Source organism: Bacillus sp. DU-106, from assembly GCF_004799705.1.
Lineage (GTDB): Bacteria > Bacillota > Bacilli > Bacillales > Bacillaceae_G > Bacillus_A > Bacillus_A cereus.
This window is the reverse complement of the sequence record NZ_CP026607.1, coordinates 539928-558155: the sequence shown is the minus strand read 5'-3', so window position 1 is coordinate 558155 and position 18228 is coordinate 539928. Positions and strand designations below refer to the sequence as shown.

Genomic DNA, 18228 nt, shown 5'->3' with positions numbered 1-18228 from the left:
TATTTGCACCTGAGTAATAATAGAAAAAGACAACTACATAGTTGTCTTTTTCTATTAATGATGTCCACCATGATTTCCTGCTTTCGGTTTCCCCATCATCTCTTTATTCATTTCCCATTTATGCTCTGCTAGCTCTTTATACGAAAGAACTTTCCCCTTATAGTTAGATACAAAGCTCTCTGCATCTTTTTTATTTTTAAATGAAATGACATTATAAGCCATCGGTGTCGTTATTGTTTTATCATATACGTAAGTAGCGTCTTCTAACGAAATCCAATCTTTCGAATCATAATCTCGGACAAATTTCTCTTTCGTCTTTTCATCTGAGTTGATCTCCATCCATTTATACATACAACCGATATCATCAAACTTTAACGCTTTTCCATTTTCTAAAATAATTTCTGTTGCAAATTGATTATCTGTTACCCCAATTTGGCAAATATCACATTTATCATGTTTCTCATCAATGGCAACAGCTGCTGTTTCCTTTTTCCCACACCCGACTACCGTAAATACGAAACATAAACATATAGCAAGTACGACATATTTTACTTTCATCAATATTCCTCCCTAGAAACCGTATACTCCACGAAAATAATACCAAAAGGTTGTGTGAGATTTGTGAAAAAACAATGTGCTTTTTGTAATATAGGAAACAAAAAAAGATGTGTAGTTATTTCTACACATCTCTCATCACTCGCAACCTGTAATTAACAAATCATCTTCTAATTTAACTAATAATGTATCCGCACTAATTTCCTGTCCAACTTCTACATTTACCAATCTTATATTTCCACTAATCCCGACTGCAATTTTTTTAAGCTCACCGTCATTTTTTCGGATCATCAGTAATTTTTCCCATTCATATACGTAAGAAGATTCATTAATAAAAATCTCCTCTACTTTTCCTTCATAAGAGCTATAAATCTCTTCAATTCTCGTTTTCATATAACATCTACTCCCTATTTCACACTTCGCTATTTTCATCTTATTCTACCATTCTTACGAGAAGCAGCTTACTTTTTAAAAATTCAAATTAACTACCGTGAACAAAATGAACAAAATAAAAATTATGCTTCTAATGATGTTATTTTTCAAATTATTTACCATTTGAATAGATGCTTTTATTATAAATAAAAAAACTTTTTCTGAATTTTTATTCTATTTTGAAAGCGCAATCATTCTTTTGAGGGGGAAATTACATGTTAGCACTACTTGGATTTGCGATGGTATTTGTCTTTATGTTTTTAATTATGACGAAACGTATGTCAGCGCTAGTAGCATTAATATTAATTCCGAGTGTTTTTGCATTAATTGGCGGATTCTATGCCGATATGGGACCTATGATGTTAGAGGGGATCCAAAAATTAGCACCTACTGGTATTATGCTTATGTTCGCTATTTTATATTTTGGGATTATGATTGATAGCGGTTTATTCGATCCTGTCATTAGTAAGATTTTAAAATTTGTAAAAGGAGATCCTTTAAAAATCGTTGTCGGAACGGCTATATTGACTATTATCGTTTCTCTAGATGGTGATGGTACAACAACATACATGATTACAGTTTCCGCAATGTATCCACTATATAAGCGCCTTGGAATGAACCCCCTCATATTAGCTGGAGTTGTTATGTTAGGGGCAGGGGTAACAAATCTTACACCTTGGGGTGGACCCACAGCTCGTGTTATGAGCGCACTTGGGCTTGAGGCTTCCGAATTATTTACACCTCTTATTCCAGGAATGATTGCTGGTGCAATTTGGGTTGTTTTCGTTGCCTACTATCTTGGAAAAAAAGAAAGAAAACGTTTAGGAATTATGGATGTACAGTATTTAAAACAAATGCAAACAATGGATGAGCAAGCTGCAACTGTCGAAGCAGCAGTGCATAAACGCCCTAAACTTCTATGGATTAACTTTTTATTAACCGCCACATTACTTGTCTGTCTCATACTAGAAGTTATGCCATTACCTGTTTTATTTACAGTCGCTTTTGCTATCGCTGTTATGATTAACTATCCAAACTTAGAGCAACAGAAAGAACGTATTGCTTCTCATGCTGGGAATGTATTAGCAGTTGTTTCTCTCGTATTTGCTGCCGGTATTTTCACTGGTATTTTATCTGGAACAAAAATGGTAGATGCAATGGCTAACAGTGTAGTAACTCTTATACCAGATGCACTTGGACCACAATTGCCAATTATTACAGCACTTCTCAGTATGCCATTCACATTTTTCATGTCTAATGATGCATTTTACTTCGGGGTATTACCTATTTTGACGAAAGCTGCTGCTACTTACGGAATTAGTGCAGCTGAAATGGGACGCGCTTCCTTACTTGGGCAACCCGTTCACTTATTAAGTCCTCTTGTCGCTTCCACTTATTTATTGGTCGGAATGGCAAGAGTTGATTTCGGTGAACATCAACGCTTCACTTTATTGTGGGCCGTTGGAACGACGATGGTTATGTTAATTACCGGAATTGTAATTGGGATTATTCCAATATAAGATGCAAAAAAAACAGTAGAAGGAATAAAATCCTCTACTGTTTTTTATTATGAAGAAACAAGAAAATAACGTCTCTCGGGTCTCCCAACACTTCCATATATTAGCTCTGCGTGGACTTTCTTCCCAGATATCAAATACTCTAAATAACGCCTTGCCGTTGATCGGCTTACGCCTACCATTGAACTTAGCACCTCTGCTGTAATCCCTTCTTCATTAACTGTTAACATATGCTTTTTTATTTTCGCTAAAGTTAAAGGATCTATCCCTTTCGGGGCATATTCTATTTGATCTCCCTTCACCCCTCTTTGAGACCATAAATATTCAATTTGCTCCGTAGATAATTGATTATTTTTCTTTAACTGTATAATCTTTTTTTGATAGCCTTCCAGACTTGCTTTAAATCGATCAAACATTAGTGGCTTTACGATATAATCTGTTACTCCGCCCCGCAGGGCGTGCCTCACTACATCTGTTTCCGATGCCGCTGTAATCATAATAATATCTGTATCGTGCAAATGATGCCTAATATATGTGACAAGTTCCGTTCCTTGCATATCAGGTAAGTACACATCTAATAAAACAAGCTGTGGCTTCACAAGCTCTAGCCATTCTTTCGCTTGTTCTCCAGTCGTTGCCGTTCCAATTACTTTAAATCCCTCAATTTTCTCAGTAAAACGACGATGAATGTCAGCAATCCGAATATCATCTTCTACAATTAATACTTCAATCTCCTCACCCATTACTATTCGCCTCTCTCTTTCGGTAGTGCAATAATAAATAACGCACCACCTAAATCCCCTTTTTCAATTGCAATACTTCCATTTAAATCTTCTACTAACTCTTTCACTTTTGCTAATCCATATCCTCGCTCTCCTCCTTCTTTCGTCGAAAAGCCTTTATAGAATATGCTAGTAATTATTTCATCATGAATCCCTTGCCCTGAATCTTCCACTTCAATTAATATTTCTTCTCCAATATCAGTTACAAACATCCTTACTTTCTTATCATTCTCTTCATTTTTTTCAATTGCTTCAAATGCATTCGTAATTAAATTTCCTAAAATAGAAACGACATAATTACTCTCAATATGTGGACTTAATTTTTCTAAACCACTTTCTCTATCTAGCATAAAATCAATCTTCAACTCTCGTGCTCTATTATAAAATCCAATTAAAATTCCACCTAGCCATGGATTTTGAATCCGCTTCATAATAAATTGAACAAAATCTTGATATACCGCTGTTTCCTTATGAATAAGCTCTAAAGCATCTTCGTATGATTCTAATTGAATAAGACCTGAAAGCGTATACAATAAATTGTTATATTCGTGCGCTTGCGCTCGTAATGCCTCTGTATATTGCTTCGTCTGAGATAATTCTGCTGTTAACTGATCCATTTCAGATTTCAAACGTAAGCTCGATACAACGCCAGTTACTTTATTCTTTACTTTAATAGGTAGACGGTTCGCAATAACAGCCTGTCCTTTTATATTTAATTGGCGATCAAACTGTTCTTCACCAGTTTGAAGTACATCTAGTATCGTTGAATTAGGAATTACATTTAAAATAAATTCCCCAATAATATTTTGTTGTTTATCTAGCGAAAGAATATCATAAGCTGCTTGATTGACTAAACTAATCATGCCATTTTTATCGATTACAATAATCCCTTCACGTACAGATTGAATCACTGTACTATGCTCTTCATATAAAGATGAAATTTCTTCTGGTTCCATCCCGAACATCATTCTTTTTATACTTGCCGCTAAATATATAGAGCCGATTACTCCAATTAATAGCCCTATTATTGTAATCCAAAATACACGCTTTCCATACACTTCTACCGCTCCATGAATATCAGCCATTGAAAATCCAACAGACACCACGCCAATGATTTCATTTTCCTGATTACGGATTGGAACTTTTCCGCGTAATGAAGGGCCTAATGATCCAGTTGCTTTCGAAACATATGATTTTCCTTCTAATAAAACGCCTTTATTATCTCCGCCAACCATTTTTTCTCCTATTTTATCTCGCTCAGGATGCGCATAACGAATCCCCTCTTTGTTTCCAACTACAATGAAGTCAGCCTCTGTATCCAGTCGAATTTTTTCTGCGATTGGCTGAATAATAGAAGCTGGATTTTCTTTTTGAAAAGCTTCCTGAATTTCTGGTATCGCGGCAACTGTTTTCGCAACATGCAAAGCCCGTTTCCCAATTTGCTCTTCTACCGTTTCAGATAATATGTAATAAAATAAATAACTCGTTAGCAGAAGTACCACTAAAATAAGTGTACTAATAGTTAATGTAATTCTCGGTTGGAGTTTTAATTTTTTTAATTTCAAAACCATTCCCCTAACATGATTAAAGATAGAATTTAAAGAATATACAGTCTCTTTAATTATACTTAATCATAACACGGTTACTCTATATTTCTTTCTTTTTCTCTTCATAAAAAAAGAAACAAAGTAAAATTATTACCTCGTTTCTTAATATTTGTTATTACACTTTAAACTTACTAATCATCTCTTGTAATTCTTCTGCCATTTGTGATAAATGGACTGCTGCTGCATTTATTTCATCTACTGAAGCTAATTGTTCTTCTGAAGAACCAGCAATATTTTGAACGCTTGCTGCATTTTCTTCAATTGTGGCTGCAATTTCATTAATAGATGCACTTACTTGTTTTGCATCTACCGTCATTTGTTTTGCTACATCTACCATGCTATCAATTTGTACAACTGTATCATTTGTAGACTTCAATATTTCGGCAAAGCTTTGCTTCGTTTCATTTGCAACTACAAGTCCTGATTGTACTTCTGCTCCAACTTGATTCATAGAGCTTACTGTTTCTTTTATATCAAATTGAATCTCTTTCACTAGTTTCCCAATTTCCGTAGAAGACTGTCCTGATTGTTCTGCTAGCTTTCGCACTTCATCTGCTACAATTGCAAATCCTCTTCCTTGCTCTCCAGCTCTCGCAGCCTCAATTGCCGCATTTAACGCTAATAAATTTGTCTGTTCTGCAATATGTTGAATCACTTCAAGGATTGCTCCAATTTGTTTCGACTTATCGTCTAACAAACCAATGATTTTGTCTGACTGTGAAACAGACTCATGAATTAATTGCATTTGATTCACAGTTTGTTCAACTAACTTCCCACCATTTTCAGCTTTTTTCTTCGTATACATAGAGGCTGTAGATACTAATGAAGAACTATCTGCAACACGCTGAATTCCTTCTGTAACTTCTTCTAACAATGTTGCTCCTTCTTCAACTTCTTTCGTTTGTATTTCTGCACCACTTGATACTTGCTCTATCGCCTGTGTAATTTGTTCCGTCGCTTCGCTTGTCTGCTTCATACTAGCTGTTAATTCTTCTGAAGATGCCGCTACATGACTTGCTGAAGTGTTTATATTGGAAATGACACTTTGTAACGATGCAGCCATCTCGTTAAAACTTTCTCCTAGCTGTCCAATTTCATCTTTAGAATGAACTGTAATTGATTCTGTTAAATCACCTTCACTAATCTTCTTCGATGATATGACAAGTTGTTTTAACGGTTTAATAATAGACGCAATTATGAAGTAAATTACAATTCCACCGATTATTAGTGAAATTCCAAGAACAGTTACTGTTTTATAGAAAATAGGTTCAGCCGCTTCGATAATTTCTTTGGAAGGCATAATTCCTGCTATTTTCCACCCAGTTTTCTTATTCGTTTTAAAAGTGATATTGCGATCTTCACCATCTAATGAATAATGAAAATCCCCAGCTTCCTGTTTATACAATTCTTTACTAAGTTTCTCTTCTAATTTCTCTCCTGGCTTCATTTTCGGGTGTGCTACTACATTTTTATCTTGATCAAATATCGCTACATATCCTTCCTTACCAATATTAACCATCTTGGAAGTAGTAACAATATTATTAATGATCAAGTCAATCCCAAGAACTCCACTTTTATCCTCGTTTTGTTTTGCTAGTGTAATAACAATATTCCCTGTCGTTTTTGACTTATATGGAGCAGTTACAATTACCTCTCCACTTTTCTTCACGGCCTCTTTATACCAATCTCTTTCTGTAGGATTATATCCATCTGGCATCTGAATAGCTGGTGATTGAATGAACTGTCCATTACTAGATCCTGTATAGATTGCTTCCATTTCTGGATGCAGTTTATTGTATTCTTCTAGTTTATTTTGTATGTTTTGAATTTGATCTGCTTGGTAACTTGATTGTGTGAATAATTTCGTAAAATAAGTTGCATCTACTTTTTTACTATCCAATTCTTTATTAATTACATTATCCAAAATTTTTATATTATCTTTCGCCGAGTTTAAAATCGTTTCATTAAAATTCGTCTTCGCCTGTTGATAAGACGTCCAACCAATTACAATACTTGGAAGAACTAAAATAATAATAAATGATACAAGTAACTTTGTTTTTAAACTACTACTCCTTAATTTCCCTTGAAACATACTTCTACCCCTCCATACCGTTTTAAATGTAATTAATTAACATTTAATCTTTCTATAAAAATAATACGATTTAAATGTATCGATGAGACTCTCTATCTTTTTCTACATCATAAAGAATTGATACATATCTTTTTCATTCTATATAAATTAAATAATTAAAACAATGTATAAAAATGTATATTATTCGAAATATTATAATTCACAGAAGAACCTCTAGTATTTCACTTACTAGAGGTTCTTTCCACCTTATTATTCTTTATCTTTTTCTACTTCTTTTTTCTTATCTTCTACTACAGATACAACAGGTTTATCACTTGATAATTGTTGCACTGCTCCTTTTCCTGCAAATCCTTCTAATAGCTCTTTTAAGTCAATTCCAGAAGAAGCCTTTAACGTTTCTTGCATCGTTGCCATTAAATCAGTCGCATAGCCCGCAACTTTTCCGGCCCCGCTATTTTTACCACCGCCGCCTGTATCGACAACTGTGATTTTATCAATATTACTAAGCGGACTTGCAACTTCCTTCGCATAACTTGGAAGCATTTTAAGAACCATATCCATAATTGCCGCTTGACCATATAATTCAAATGCTTCAGCAATTTTTTGTTTCGCTTCTGCTTCTGCTAAACCTTTTAATCTAATAACATCTGCTTCTGCTGTACCTTGCGCTTTTTGTACTTCCGCTTTCGCTTGACCTTGCGCTTTTTCGATTTCCGCCTTCGCTAAACCTTCCACACGTACTTCTTCCGCACGAGCTCTCGCTTCAGCTTCAATCTTATATTGATCCGCATCTGCCTTTTTAATTTGTTTTACTTTTTCTGCTTCTGCTGATTGCTCAACAGCATAACGATCTGCATCTGCTTTTTTCTTAACTTCTGCATCGTATTGCTTTTCACGACGCGCAATCTCTTTTTCTTCTAACTCGATTTGCTTTTCACGCTCAATGATTTTAACGCGCATTTGCTCTTCTGTAACACCTTGTTGTGCTTTCGCTTGTTGTAATTCGTAAGAAAGATCCGCATCTGCACGTGCTTGCTCTTGTTCTCTCTTATAGGACTGTACTTTTAATTCTTTATGTTTTTCAGCTTCAGCGATTTGTGCATCACGTTGATATTCTGCTTCTTTTGCCTCTTTTTCAGCACGTGCTTTTTCAATACGTGCTTCTTTTTCACGCTCTGCATTTGCAATTGTTGCATCACGCTTAACTGTCGCAATTTGCGGCTGACCAAGCGCATCTAAGTATCCGTTTTTATCCATTATTTCTTTAATTGTGAAAGAAACAATGCGAAGTCCCATCTTCTTTAAATCTGTAGAAGCTACTTCATGTACCTTTTGAGCAAATTGCTCTCTATTACTATACGCATCCTCTACTGTCATAGAAGATAAGATTGCACGTAAGTGACCTTCTAAAACCTCTTTTGCTTCTACTTTTAACTCTTCTGTTTCTTTTCCTAAATATTGCTCAGCTGCAGTAGATACTTCTTCAATTGTAGAACCTACTTTAATAATAGAAACACCATTTACTGTAACTGGAACACCTTGCTTCGTATACGTATCACGTGTACCAACTTCTAATTTGTAGTTTAATAGGCTTAAAGGCTCTGCTCTTTGCATAATTGGAACTACGAAAGTACCGCCCCCGCGGATAATCTTAATCTTCTTTCCATCATCAGTGGTAACAACATTCTTTCCTCCACCAAGCCAGTTCCCTGTAACAATTAATGCTTCATCTGGACCAACCGTACGATACTTCGTAATGAATACTAAAATGAGTAGAATTAAAATTGCCAGTAAAACTCCACCGATAATTAATGGAATCGTCATGTAAATTCCCCCTTATAATTTTGGTTTTTTTAAAGAATAAGCGATGTTTTGTACAAGTAAAACACCATCTTGGACTCCCTCGATAATAACCTCTGTTCCTTGCGAAATATCTTTTTTTCCAACAGTTTTAGCTGGGATTGCATTACTTCCAAATTGGGATAAAATTAATACTTCACCAAATCCTTCTGTAGGAATTGTCGTAATGACTTCTCCTTTGCAACCGATAAATTCATCCATACGTTGTACGGTATTTTGTTCTGCTTCTGCAATCGGTTTTAAAATTAGTATTTTCATGATGAAAACACCGATAAAAGATATAGCAAATGCAGCCCCGAAAATAGTAATACTATTAAAGGAAAATAAGTACTCTCCTATATAACTAAGCCCACATAACATGGCGAAGAAACTAAGTAATAAAGTAACAACGGATACAGATCCGCCCCCAAAACTAAATATCGATTCAAATATATCTCCAAAGAAGATATAAATAACAGTGAGTATAGTAGCAATAATAAATCCATATAAATAAATTGTTTCAAGTGGATAACCAAACAAGACCATTTCTTATCCCCCTTTCTTAAACAATCCCTTTTTTGTTATGTGTATGCCCCACCTCTTTCAAAGATTATAGTTCTTAATTTTCAGTTATTTACTCTTTAAAGAAAAGCCTGTAAAACAGGCCCCTAAAAAAGAACAGGAGAAACCTATTGTGACAGGCTCCTCCTAGAAAATAACCGATATATTATATATCTATATAATATACTATTTTCCACAAAAAGTAAAGTTAAACATACATTGGAAAATCACTTATTTTACTGACAATTCGTATGTTCCATCGCCATTATCATATTTATATACATACAAGTAATACTTACCTGGTTTTGCATTAAATTTTGCTTCTATATGATTCCCATTAGCTTGACCGTAAGCTGCATAATTTTGCATATCTGATTCATGGTGAAGTACCCATGTCATCCCAATTCCATACTCATTTAAAACAGAAATGTCGATATCTTTCGCTGATGCTACATTAAATGTATAAACATCAGTGTGGTCCCCGCCAATAAGACTACCTTTTATCGTACTATTTAGCCCGATACGATTTGCTTCCTCTGGACGATTATTTGGTTCTGATTCTGTTAAACTTCCATCTTTAATCGTAACAGTTGTTTCGCTTCTGCTCTCTTTTCCCTTATCATCTTTTACTCTTAACGATACTTTATAAGAACCTTCTCTTTCATATACATGTACTGGATTCACTTCTGCACTTGTGCTTCCATCTCCAAATTCCCATAAATAAGAAACAATTTTTCCATCTTCATCGTTTGAGCCATCACTTTTAAATTGAATTCCTTCTTTTACAAGACCGCTATAAGGGCCATTTATATTAACCGTTGGAGCTTTATTTTCTCCATCATCTTTTGCGATTCCATGGAAGACTACATCATATTCAAATTCATTTGAGCTATTCACACGATAATTGACGAAGTATGCTGTAACAGTTTTGTAGCCACTCCATTCTTTTTGCGCCAATTGTTCTAAAGATTCATTTACTCTTTTACTCATTGCTTTCCAATCTTCTGATTCACCTTTTGTGACACTACCTGTATACGTACCTTCTAATGTAAATGTATTAAAGAATTGAGAATTATGTTTTGTCATTTTTGTATCATTCATAGGCAACGTATCACTAATTTCTTTTTTCACTTCAGTTAACGATTTCGGTGCATGTTCAGCTAAATAATCATCTGCTACTTCCGGTACATTATATTTATCTTGATTATCAATTAACTGCTGCATATACTCTTGATACTCTTTATTTAACTTAGGATCTTTACTTAGATTTTCACGATATGCATCATAATTTTTCACGTCATTCGCACGAATCAAATCTTGAATTTTATCAAATGTTTCAAACTGATGCGTATATAAGTAAGACTGCAATGCGAACGAGTAATTATAGAAATCCCAAGAACCGTATTTAGCAAATAGTGTACGCTCTGCTGTATAACGGCTTGCAGGATCAGATGATAATCCGCTAATTATACTCTTTCTTGGTACAACGTTATTCGTACGAGTAGATCCTGCGAAAAACTCTGCATTTCCTTCTTGGAACCAAGTTAGCCTTTCATTTTGATACATATCTCCTCTTCCAAATAAACCAGGAACTTCATATCTCCCTTGCAGATAATGAGTAAATTCATGACGGAATAACTCTTCTAAACTATAAATACTTTGCTCTGGTGTACGCTCATATGTAAAGAATGTACCTGTCTCTTCAATATAAATTCCACCGTTGTTTGTTTCATATCCATACAATTGTCTATTTAACTGATATTCATCTGGACTATTATAAATTACGATCGTTAATACATCATCCGCATTTCCTGGCTCTAACGCTTTGTCATTTCCAATTACACGGTGATACTGTGCCTTTACTTCCTTCGCAGCCCAATATAGTCTCTTAATTTTTTCTTCTGATACTTTATCTCCTGTTTTGAACACAATTGATCCATCGTCGAATGTATATGTTTTTGGTAAGTATTGCTCTTTTCCTTCTTTACGTATTTTCTCTAAATCTACTGTATTCCCGCTATAATCTTTACCATTATAATTTGTTGTAATTTGTTCTACCGCAACAAAATACGGTTCACTTAAGCGCGGGTACATATGCATTGCTTGTGTAACAACCTCTAATCCTTTATTTGGATTGCTATGAAACTTCCCTAAACGGCTAGCAAAATAAATTCCATTATTAACGAGCCATTTATTTTCTGACGTTACTTCATTTAGAAGAGCAATACGATTTATTTCATTAATAAACCCATCTACTTTTCCATACCACATCGTTTCATTCGCTTCTTTACGAGCCTCAGTTAAGTACGACTGTATATCATAGTCAATACCTTGCATAATATCGTATATTGCTTGTCCCTTCATTCGATCATTTACATAAGTAGTATAATTATCATTGTATTGCTTTAAAATATTCGATGCGTATTGAACCGTTTCAACATCGCTTGAAGCATTACTAATTAATTTACCGTATGCAGATACGACTGTATCTTGTTCAACTGTACCAAGCTTAAAGTTTGGATTTTTTGCGATTGCTTTTAAAGCAGGTAAACATTTATCCTGGAAGCTTCTTTCATTTAAGTCGCTTAATTCACTATTATAAAATGCAAGATAAAAAGCTGAACGCAGCACTTCAGTAAACGTTTGAATTCCTTTTGAATCATCTTTCGTAAATGTACTACCTCTATGAGCTAATTCATCTATAATGACTTGCATTTTTCCTTTATCTTTATAAAAAGCCTTTGCATCTTCATTAAACTGGAATAAGTCTGTAATTTGGTGCCATTTAATACTGCCTAACGTTTCAACTAATTCTTGGTCATTCATTTTGTTTAAATCAGCCATTGAATAGCTTTCTTTAACCTGCTTTACTGCAGTTTTCTTCGTAATAGATGCTGGTCGCTGTGAAAAATCTCCTACTTTTAAACGTTCTTGAAATGATAAAGTTTCATCAACTTTTGAAATATGTCCAACTTCATCTACCGACTTTTCAATTCCAACCGGTTTCGTTTTTAACACGTTATACGGTACTTTTTCTTCCGCTGCTGCATGAGTTTGAAGTGCGCCTAACGATAAAGCCATTGTACTAATGCTAAGCATCACTTTATTGATCTTTGATTTCTTGTTCATATCCTGACCCCCTATTTTAATATTCCATTCAAGAATTTAACATAAAATCTGGATGTAACAATATAAAATGCAATATTTCATATTATTTCTTCCTATAATTTGTACATATCGTGAACGCATTGCTCTTTACCTCCCTAAAACAAATTGCATCCTTTCACATTATAAAAAGGGAATTTTTTGACAATTAAAAACTTAATTGTTATGATTATTATAATTGTTAACTTTATTAAATAAGGGTGGGATTCTATGATAAAAAAAGAAAACAGTGTATTTTATATCTCCTTCTTGCTAACAACATTATTCATTATATGGGGAATTACCCCAGCAAGTTGGATACAAGGCTACGATTTACAAAGTGTTACATCTTCTTTAAACTCATTTATCCTCAATAAATTTGGATGGTTTTACTCTCTACTTATGACTACAATGATTATTTTGGCTGCTTATTTAGCATTTTCCAAGTACGGTTCTATTCGTCTCGGTAAAGATGGAGAAAAGCCAAAATATAATTATCCATCTTGGCTATCCATGTTGTTTGGGGCAGGAATGGGAATTGGACTCCTCTTTTATGGAATCGCTGAACCGATTTCACATTTTACAGATCCGTTAACAGGAAAAGCAGGTACAGAAGAAAGCGCCAAACTCGCTATGCAATATTCATTTTTCCACTGGGGACTCTTTCCGTGGTCACTATACGCAATGGTCGCTTTAACAATTGCATATTTCACATTCCGCAAACAAAAAGGTAGCACTATCGGGGCTACAGTTACTCCATTATTTAATCGATCGAAAAATTCCCGTATCGGAAAAACAGTTGATATTTTAGCTGTTTTAGCCACAGTGTTTGGCATTGTACCATCTGTTGGGATTGGTGCTCAACAAATTGCTGGAGGATTAAGCTATTTATTCCCTTCCATTCATAACACTTTACTTACTCAGCTCGTACTTATAGCTATCTTCGCTGTTTTATATTTAACAAGTGCACAAACTGGCTTAGATCGTGGGATTAAATATTTGAGTAACTTGAATTTCTCTCTTGCAGGTATTTTACTCATCTCTTTCTTACTTTTAGGACCAACTGTATTTATTATGAAATATTTCACATCTACACTCGGTTCTTATATCGGCGCTTTACCTAGTATGGGATTAAATTTAGGAGCATTTAGTGAAAAATCTTCTTCTTGGATTGAAAACTGGACTATTTTCTATTGGGGATGGTGGATCTCTTGGTCTCCATTCGTCGGCACATTTATCGCACGTATTTCTAAAGGACGCACAATAAAAGAATTTATTTTTGGAGTTGTATTAGTCCCAACTCTTATCTGTACATTTTGGTTTGCAGTATTTGGTGGTACCGCAATTCATATGGAAATGTTCCAATCGCTTGGAATAGCTGATGAAATTGCAAAAAATGGTACAGAGATTGGATTATTTGCTGTTATTTCACATCTACCATTTTCTACCTTTTTAACGATTATCGGGTTAATTTTAGTAGCCACATTTTTCGTTACTTCTGCCGATTCAGCAACATTTGTTGTTTCAATGCAAACGAGTAACGGAAGCTTATCACCGAAAAATAGTTTAAAACTTATATGGGGATTAACAATCGCGATAATTGCCGCTCTTTTATTACAAGCTGGAGGATTAAATGCACTACAAATCGCAGCTATCATCGCAGCACTACCATTTTCTATCGTAGTCGTTCTTATGGTCATTTCGCTCTTTAAGGAGCTGCGAAAAGAAGATGTTAATTTGCAAACAAAAGAAGTATCTCAAAAAATAAAAAAGGTTATGTAACGATTAGCACCTCAAATTACTTCTGAATCCGTAACAACTGGGGGAAAAGTAGATTAATAAAACCCATTCGTATGAAATATAATTTTCATACGAATGGGTTTTCACTCTATTATATAGTGTTGTAAACATGCCTTCTCCTCAAATCCTACTTTCTTGTACAATTTCATCGCACGATCATTATTCGTATTCAAACATAATTCTATCTCCTTCATTCCTTGGAAGGAAATAATATACTGAATTGCCTTTTGTAATAACCGCTCTCCGACACCTTTTCTTCTACTATTTTCAGCGGTTGCAATAAATTCGATATTCGCTTCTTGAAACTCTGGATTTACTTCCACATATACATAACCTTCTAACTTATCATTCTTCATACTTACAAATAATTTATTCGTATTACTTAAACGTTCAATAATTTCGTTTCCGTCATAATACGTATTAGAAAACACATGATTGTGTAAAGCGATAAACTGCTCAAACACTTGTGGTAAAGCCTCTTCTACATTACATATAATACGGTGCTCCACAATATTATTTAAAACGAGAATACTATGTCGACCTTGTTCTTTTGCATGTAAATTCCTCATTAAACGGGCACAATTATTATTTTCCACATGATAAAAACCATAAAATCTCTCAATATGAAAAGGCACCTTTTCTATAAGTTCCTTCCACATATGTAAAGCAACTTCTTCCCAATTCTCTGCGATAATAAACGGCCCCCATATCTCTGCACATTTCTTTACTTCATCCACATCAAATCCTAATAAACCTATTAAATTATTATTCTCATAAGTAGCAACAAAAGATTGTTCCCAGCCTATATCTGAAAAATCATGAATAATTGTCTGTAACAACTCCTCTTTCTCATCTCCACAATAGCCAACATGATGAGTAGCATCTTTATTCATATTCGCAATAAATGCTGCCACCTCTTCAATTTTCAAAATAGAACTGACATACATAACCTCTCCTCCTTCACTAATATATTCACACCTTTTCCATTTATATCCTTCTAAAAAAGACATCACCATAAGCATATTTCAAAATGAAATCGCCATGATAATGTCTTCTCAAAAACTCATATAATCATCTTACGTTATAATAAGATAAAACGTTTTTTATTTCTTAAATAATCTCTTTCTAAATACAAACATACTCAGTGCTGAAAGAACTAACGCTATGCCTGAAAGTAATGTTGATGTATTCTCTTGTCCACCTGTTGCTCCTAATGATTTCTTACTTTCTTCTTGCTTATTAACAGCTGGTTTATTTTCTTTCACAACTTGATTATTCACGTTTTGTTCTTGGACTACTGCTGATTGATTTACCGTGTCTTTTGAACCTTCAATTTCTTTTCCTGTTTCTTTTACCTCCGCTTTCGATCCTTCAACTCCTGTTGTTGGCTCGTCCACTTCCTCTTTCGCTTCTTCAACTTCTTTCGTTGGCTCTTTTACTTCCTCTTTTACTTCTTTTACCGGTTCTTTCACTTCTTCTTTTGTTTCTTCAACTTCTTTTACCGGTTCTTTTACTTCTTCTTTTTCCACTATATTCTGTATAACTGTTCCGTTAAACCTGATGCTAATTTCATCAGAATCTAAATCAAATTTATACACCTTTTCACCTAGGGTATTCCATTTTATTACTCCGTTATTAAACGTCCCTCCCTCACTTGCCAATTGAATATTTTCAATACTTTCTCCTTCTAAATCATATACAGGAACTTGAATTTCTTCGTTTATTTTTGCATCATTTAAAATGATATTTTGTCTTCCAACATCAATTGTAAACCACTGACCTAATTGTATTAACGGCCTTACATCACGAATCTCATTCCCAGCTAGATTTAAGCTAAATAAGTTTAGCATGGAACCAATAACCGTTACATCTTTAATATGATTGTCCGCAAGATTTAACCACTGTAAATTTTCCAATGAAGATAGTGGTGTTATATCTTCAATTTGATTATGAGATATATTCACATTATTCAATTGTTTCAAGTTTGAGATGAACTCAATATTTTTCAGGCCTACTCCTTCTAAAGTAAGTTTTTCTAAATTCGTCATGTATTCTAAACCTGTTATATCTTTTATCTCATTTCCTTTTTCTTTAAGTATCTCTAATTTTTTAATCTGTAATAAATCTTCTTTTGTGATAGGAGCGTTTACATTCTCTCTACCTAAATTCTCTTTATTAATATGTTGTTGTAAAGTTTTATCGAGAATTACATTTTCCTTTTGTTCATTATTCTCTTTTATTGTTTCCTTGATTTCGTCTAATCTTTCAACAACATTTTGAATTACTGTTCCATTAAACTTAATACGATTCTCTTCTGGATTTATATCCAACATAAATTCATATGTTTTTTCACCGGTAGTCCCCCATTTAACAGAACCATTATTAACGATCCCCTCTTCACTCTTCAATTGAATAGTATCAAGTGCCTCTCCTTGTAAATTATAAATAGGTATTTTAACTTCCTTATCTTTTTCTACATCATCTAAAAAAATTTTTTGTCTTTGAATATCGATATACATTCTTTTTCCTAATTCTTGAACTGGTCTAACATCACGAATTTCATTTGAACCTAGTTTTAAATCATATAAACCTGTTAATTGACTAAGTGGCGTTATATCTGAAATATAGTTTTCTTCTAGATTTAATTTCTGTAACCCTGACAATTTTGATAATGGCGTAAGATCTACTAATTCATTTTTGGAAAGCCCTAATTCAATTAATTTATTCATCCCATTAATATGTTCAACATTACTCAATCCATTATTGCTTATTTCAAATGTCTTTAAATTCTTTAATTGGTGAACTCCTTCAAGACCTGCATTACTAATTTGATTATTTGCTACCGTCAAAGTCCTTAAAGATTTCACTGTAAATAATGGTTTAATATCTTTTATATAATTACTATTTAAATCTAGCATTTTAATCTTCTTCATTTGGCTTAATGGGCTTAAATCTGAGATTTTATTGTTTCTCAAAGTTAAAAACTCAATATGCTCTAACGTAGCCAAAGGTCCAATATCTTCAAGTTCACCATAGGTTATACTTAATGATTTCAATTGTCTCAAGTCCGAGATAAATTTTATATTTTTTAACTTAACTTCTTCCAACGTTAAGTTTTCTAAGTTCGTCATATATTCTAGACCACTTACGTCTTTTATTCCTTTACTTTTAGCTTCAACGACTATTAAGGATTTAACTTTTAATAAATCTTCCTTAGTTATTGGATCATCTAGATTCTCTCTATTCAAGTTATATTTATTAATATGCCTTTGTAATTGCTTATCTACTATTACATTTGCATCTTGTTGATCCACTTTATCCTCTTTATTTTCCTTTTGTGCTTCTGGAACATCTTTATCTAAATTCAATGTATTTACTTCAAACTGTACTTGGTACTTATTGTCATAGGCCATTGTTGGAATATAAATATGCATTCGCATATTATACCTTTTTCCTAATTCCCCTACTTCAAACTGAATCACTTTCGTTCCATTTTTCTTTTTGTCTTCTGATATTACTTTCACATCATGAAACACACCTGGAGTGTGAATATCCTCTGTCTTCAAGTATTGAAAGAAATCACTATCACTTAACGTTGCTGTTACAATTTTCTTTCCATTCTCAATTGTTAATTTCGGATCCTTTATATAAACAGCTGCCATAGACTCTTCATTCGTTTTATCTTTATACGCTTTAATAACAGCGTCATATGTACCATCTTCTAAACCTTGTCCAGTTTTATTCGCCTCAATTGCTACTGCCGCTAAAGCAGGTGTTGAATACACAGCAAACGGAAGTGATAACGCCGCCGCTATAATCATTGCATTTATACGTTTTCTTTTATTTTGTTTCAACTTTACATCTCCTCCGAAATATATAATTCAAAATGTAATCATTTC

At 33.9% G+C, this 18228-nt stretch carries 12 protein-coding genes and 1 pseudogene; 2 read left to right on the top strand and 11 right to left on the bottom strand.

Annotated features, from left to right (window positions below; genetic code table 11):
- Positions 1-54: 54 nt before the first annotated feature.
- Both C3Y97_RS02945 and C3Y97_RS02940 read right to left on the bottom strand, forming a co-directional pair.
- Positions 55-558: a nitrous oxide reductase accessory protein NosL gene (locus C3Y97_RS02945; RefSeq protein ID WP_000865665.1), complete on the bottom strand. Its 504-nt coding sequence runs from the start codon at positions 556-558 to the stop codon at positions 55-57.
- A 135-nt stretch (positions 559-693) separates the two neighbouring features.
- Positions 694-948 carry a hypothetical protein gene (locus C3Y97_RS02940; protein WP_000857376.1) on the bottom strand — a complete coding sequence of 85 codons (255 nt, stop codon included), beginning with the start codon at positions 946-948 and terminating at the stop codon, positions 694-696.
- Positions 949-1202: 254 nt separating this feature from the next.
- Here C3Y97_RS02940 and C3Y97_RS02935 point away from each other — a divergent pair, with 254 nt between their 5' ends.
- Positions 1203-2507, top strand: coding sequence for a CitMHS family transporter (locus C3Y97_RS02935; RefSeq protein WP_098213008.1), 1305 nt, complete (start codon positions 1203-1205; stop codon positions 2505-2507).
- Positions 2508-2554: 47 nt separating this feature from the next.
- Here the strand turns inward: C3Y97_RS02935 and C3Y97_RS02930 are convergent, their stop codons facing one another.
- The 7 genes and pseudogenes from C3Y97_RS02930 to colA all read right to left on the bottom strand — a co-directional run bounded on the left by C3Y97_RS02930 (position 2555) and on the right by colA (position 12514).
- The gene (locus C3Y97_RS02930; RefSeq protein WP_000503461.1) at positions 2555-3247 is read right to left on the bottom strand and encodes a response regulator; all 693 of its coding nucleotides are present in this window, start codon (positions 3245-3247) and stop codon (positions 2555-2557) included.
- Positions 3248-3249: 2 nt separating this feature from the next.
- A complete protein-coding gene (locus C3Y97_RS02925; protein WP_136363013.1) occupies positions 3250-4857 on the bottom strand; it encodes an ATP-binding protein in 1608 nt (535 codons plus the stop codon).
- 151 nt (positions 4858-5008) lie between these two features.
- Positions 5009-5869, bottom strand: a complete 861-nt coding sequence (locus C3Y97_RS28410; RefSeq protein WP_370622813.1) for a methyl-accepting chemotaxis protein — start codon at positions 5867-5869, stop codon at positions 5009-5011.
- A gap of 81 nt (positions 5870-5950) precedes the next feature.
- Positions 5951-6985 (bottom strand): annotated as a pseudogene (locus C3Y97_RS28405) (HAMP domain-containing protein); the annotation flags it as partial.
- 249 nt (positions 6986-7234) lie between these two features.
- Entirely contained in the window at positions 7235-8809 is a 1575-nt protein-coding gene (locus C3Y97_RS02915) for a flotillin lipid rafts scaffold protein FloT (RefSeq protein ID WP_000155021.1), read from the bottom strand.
- 12 nt (positions 8810-8821) lie between these two features.
- Positions 8822-9370: an NfeD family protein gene (locus tag C3Y97_RS02910; RefSeq protein WP_000242445.1), complete on the bottom strand. Its 549-nt coding sequence runs from the start codon at positions 9368-9370 to the stop codon at positions 8822-8824.
- A gap of 246 nt (positions 9371-9616) precedes the next feature.
- Positions 9617-12514 (bottom strand): collagenase ColA, encoded by a 2898-nt coding sequence (gene colA / locus C3Y97_RS02905; RefSeq protein ID WP_001036408.1) that lies wholly within the window; start codon positions 12512-12514, stop codon positions 9617-9619.
- A 246-nt stretch (positions 12515-12760) separates the two neighbouring features.
- Between colA and opuD the strand changes: the two genes are divergently transcribed.
- On the top strand, positions 12761-14311 hold the full coding sequence (opuD, locus tag C3Y97_RS02900; RefSeq protein ID WP_000591574.1) for a glycine betaine transporter OpuD: 1551 nt from the start codon (positions 12761-12763) through the stop codon (positions 14309-14311).
- Positions 14312-14412: 101 nt separating this feature from the next.
- Here the strand turns inward: opuD and C3Y97_RS02895 are convergent, their stop codons facing one another.
- Positions 14413-15276 (bottom strand): GNAT family N-acetyltransferase, encoded by an 864-nt coding sequence (locus C3Y97_RS02895; protein ID WP_000289531.1) that lies wholly within the window; start codon positions 15274-15276, stop codon positions 14413-14415.
- A 156-nt stretch (positions 15277-15432) separates the two neighbouring features.
- Positions 15433-18183: a leucine-rich repeat domain-containing protein gene (locus tag C3Y97_RS02890; RefSeq protein ID WP_098213010.1), complete on the bottom strand. Its 2751-nt coding sequence runs from the start codon at positions 18181-18183 to the stop codon at positions 15433-15435.
- Positions 18184-18228: the final 45 nt, after the last annotated feature.

What these genes read in the sequence shown, in the direction of transcription:
- C3Y97_RS02930 (WP_000503461.1), bottom strand. Translation starts at nt 3,247, where the DNA reads ATGGGTGAGGAGATTGAAGTATTAATTGTAGAAGATGATATTCGGATT.
- C3Y97_RS28410 (WP_370622813.1), bottom strand. Translation starts at nt 5,869, where the DNA reads ATGAAGCAGACAAGCGAAGCGACGGAACAAATTACACAGGCGATAGAG.
- C3Y97_RS02915 (WP_000155021.1), bottom strand. Translation starts at nt 8,809, where the DNA reads ATGACGATTCCATTAATTATCGGTGGAGTTTTACTGGCAATTTTAATT.
- C3Y97_RS02945 (WP_000865665.1), bottom strand. Translation starts at nt 558, where the DNA reads ATGAAAGTAAAATATGTCGTACTTGCTATATGTTTATGTTTCGTATTT.
- C3Y97_RS02925 (WP_136363013.1), bottom strand. Translation starts at nt 4,857, where the DNA reads ATGGTTTTGAAATTAAAAAAATTAAAACTCCAACCGAGAATTACATTA.
- colA (WP_001036408.1), bottom strand. Translation starts at nt 12,514, where the DNA reads ATGAACAAGAAATCAAAGATCAATAAAGTGATGCTTAGCATTAGTACA.
- C3Y97_RS02935 (WP_098213008.1), top strand. Translation starts at nt 1,203, where the DNA reads ATGTTAGCACTACTTGGATTTGCGATGGTATTTGTCTTTATGTTTTTA.
- opuD (WP_000591574.1), top strand. Translation starts at nt 12,761, where the DNA reads ATGATAAAAAAAGAAAACAGTGTATTTTATATCTCCTTCTTGCTAACA.
- C3Y97_RS02910 (WP_000242445.1), bottom strand. Translation starts at nt 9,370, where the DNA reads ATGGTCTTGTTTGGTTATCCACTTGAAACAATTTATTTATATGGATTT.
- C3Y97_RS02895 (WP_000289531.1), bottom strand. Translation starts at nt 15,276, where the DNA reads ATGTATGTCAGTTCTATTTTGAAAATTGAAGAGGTGGCAGCATTTATT.
- C3Y97_RS02940 (WP_000857376.1), bottom strand. Translation starts at nt 948, where the DNA reads ATGAAAACGAGAATTGAAGAGATTTATAGCTCTTATGAAGGAAAAGTA.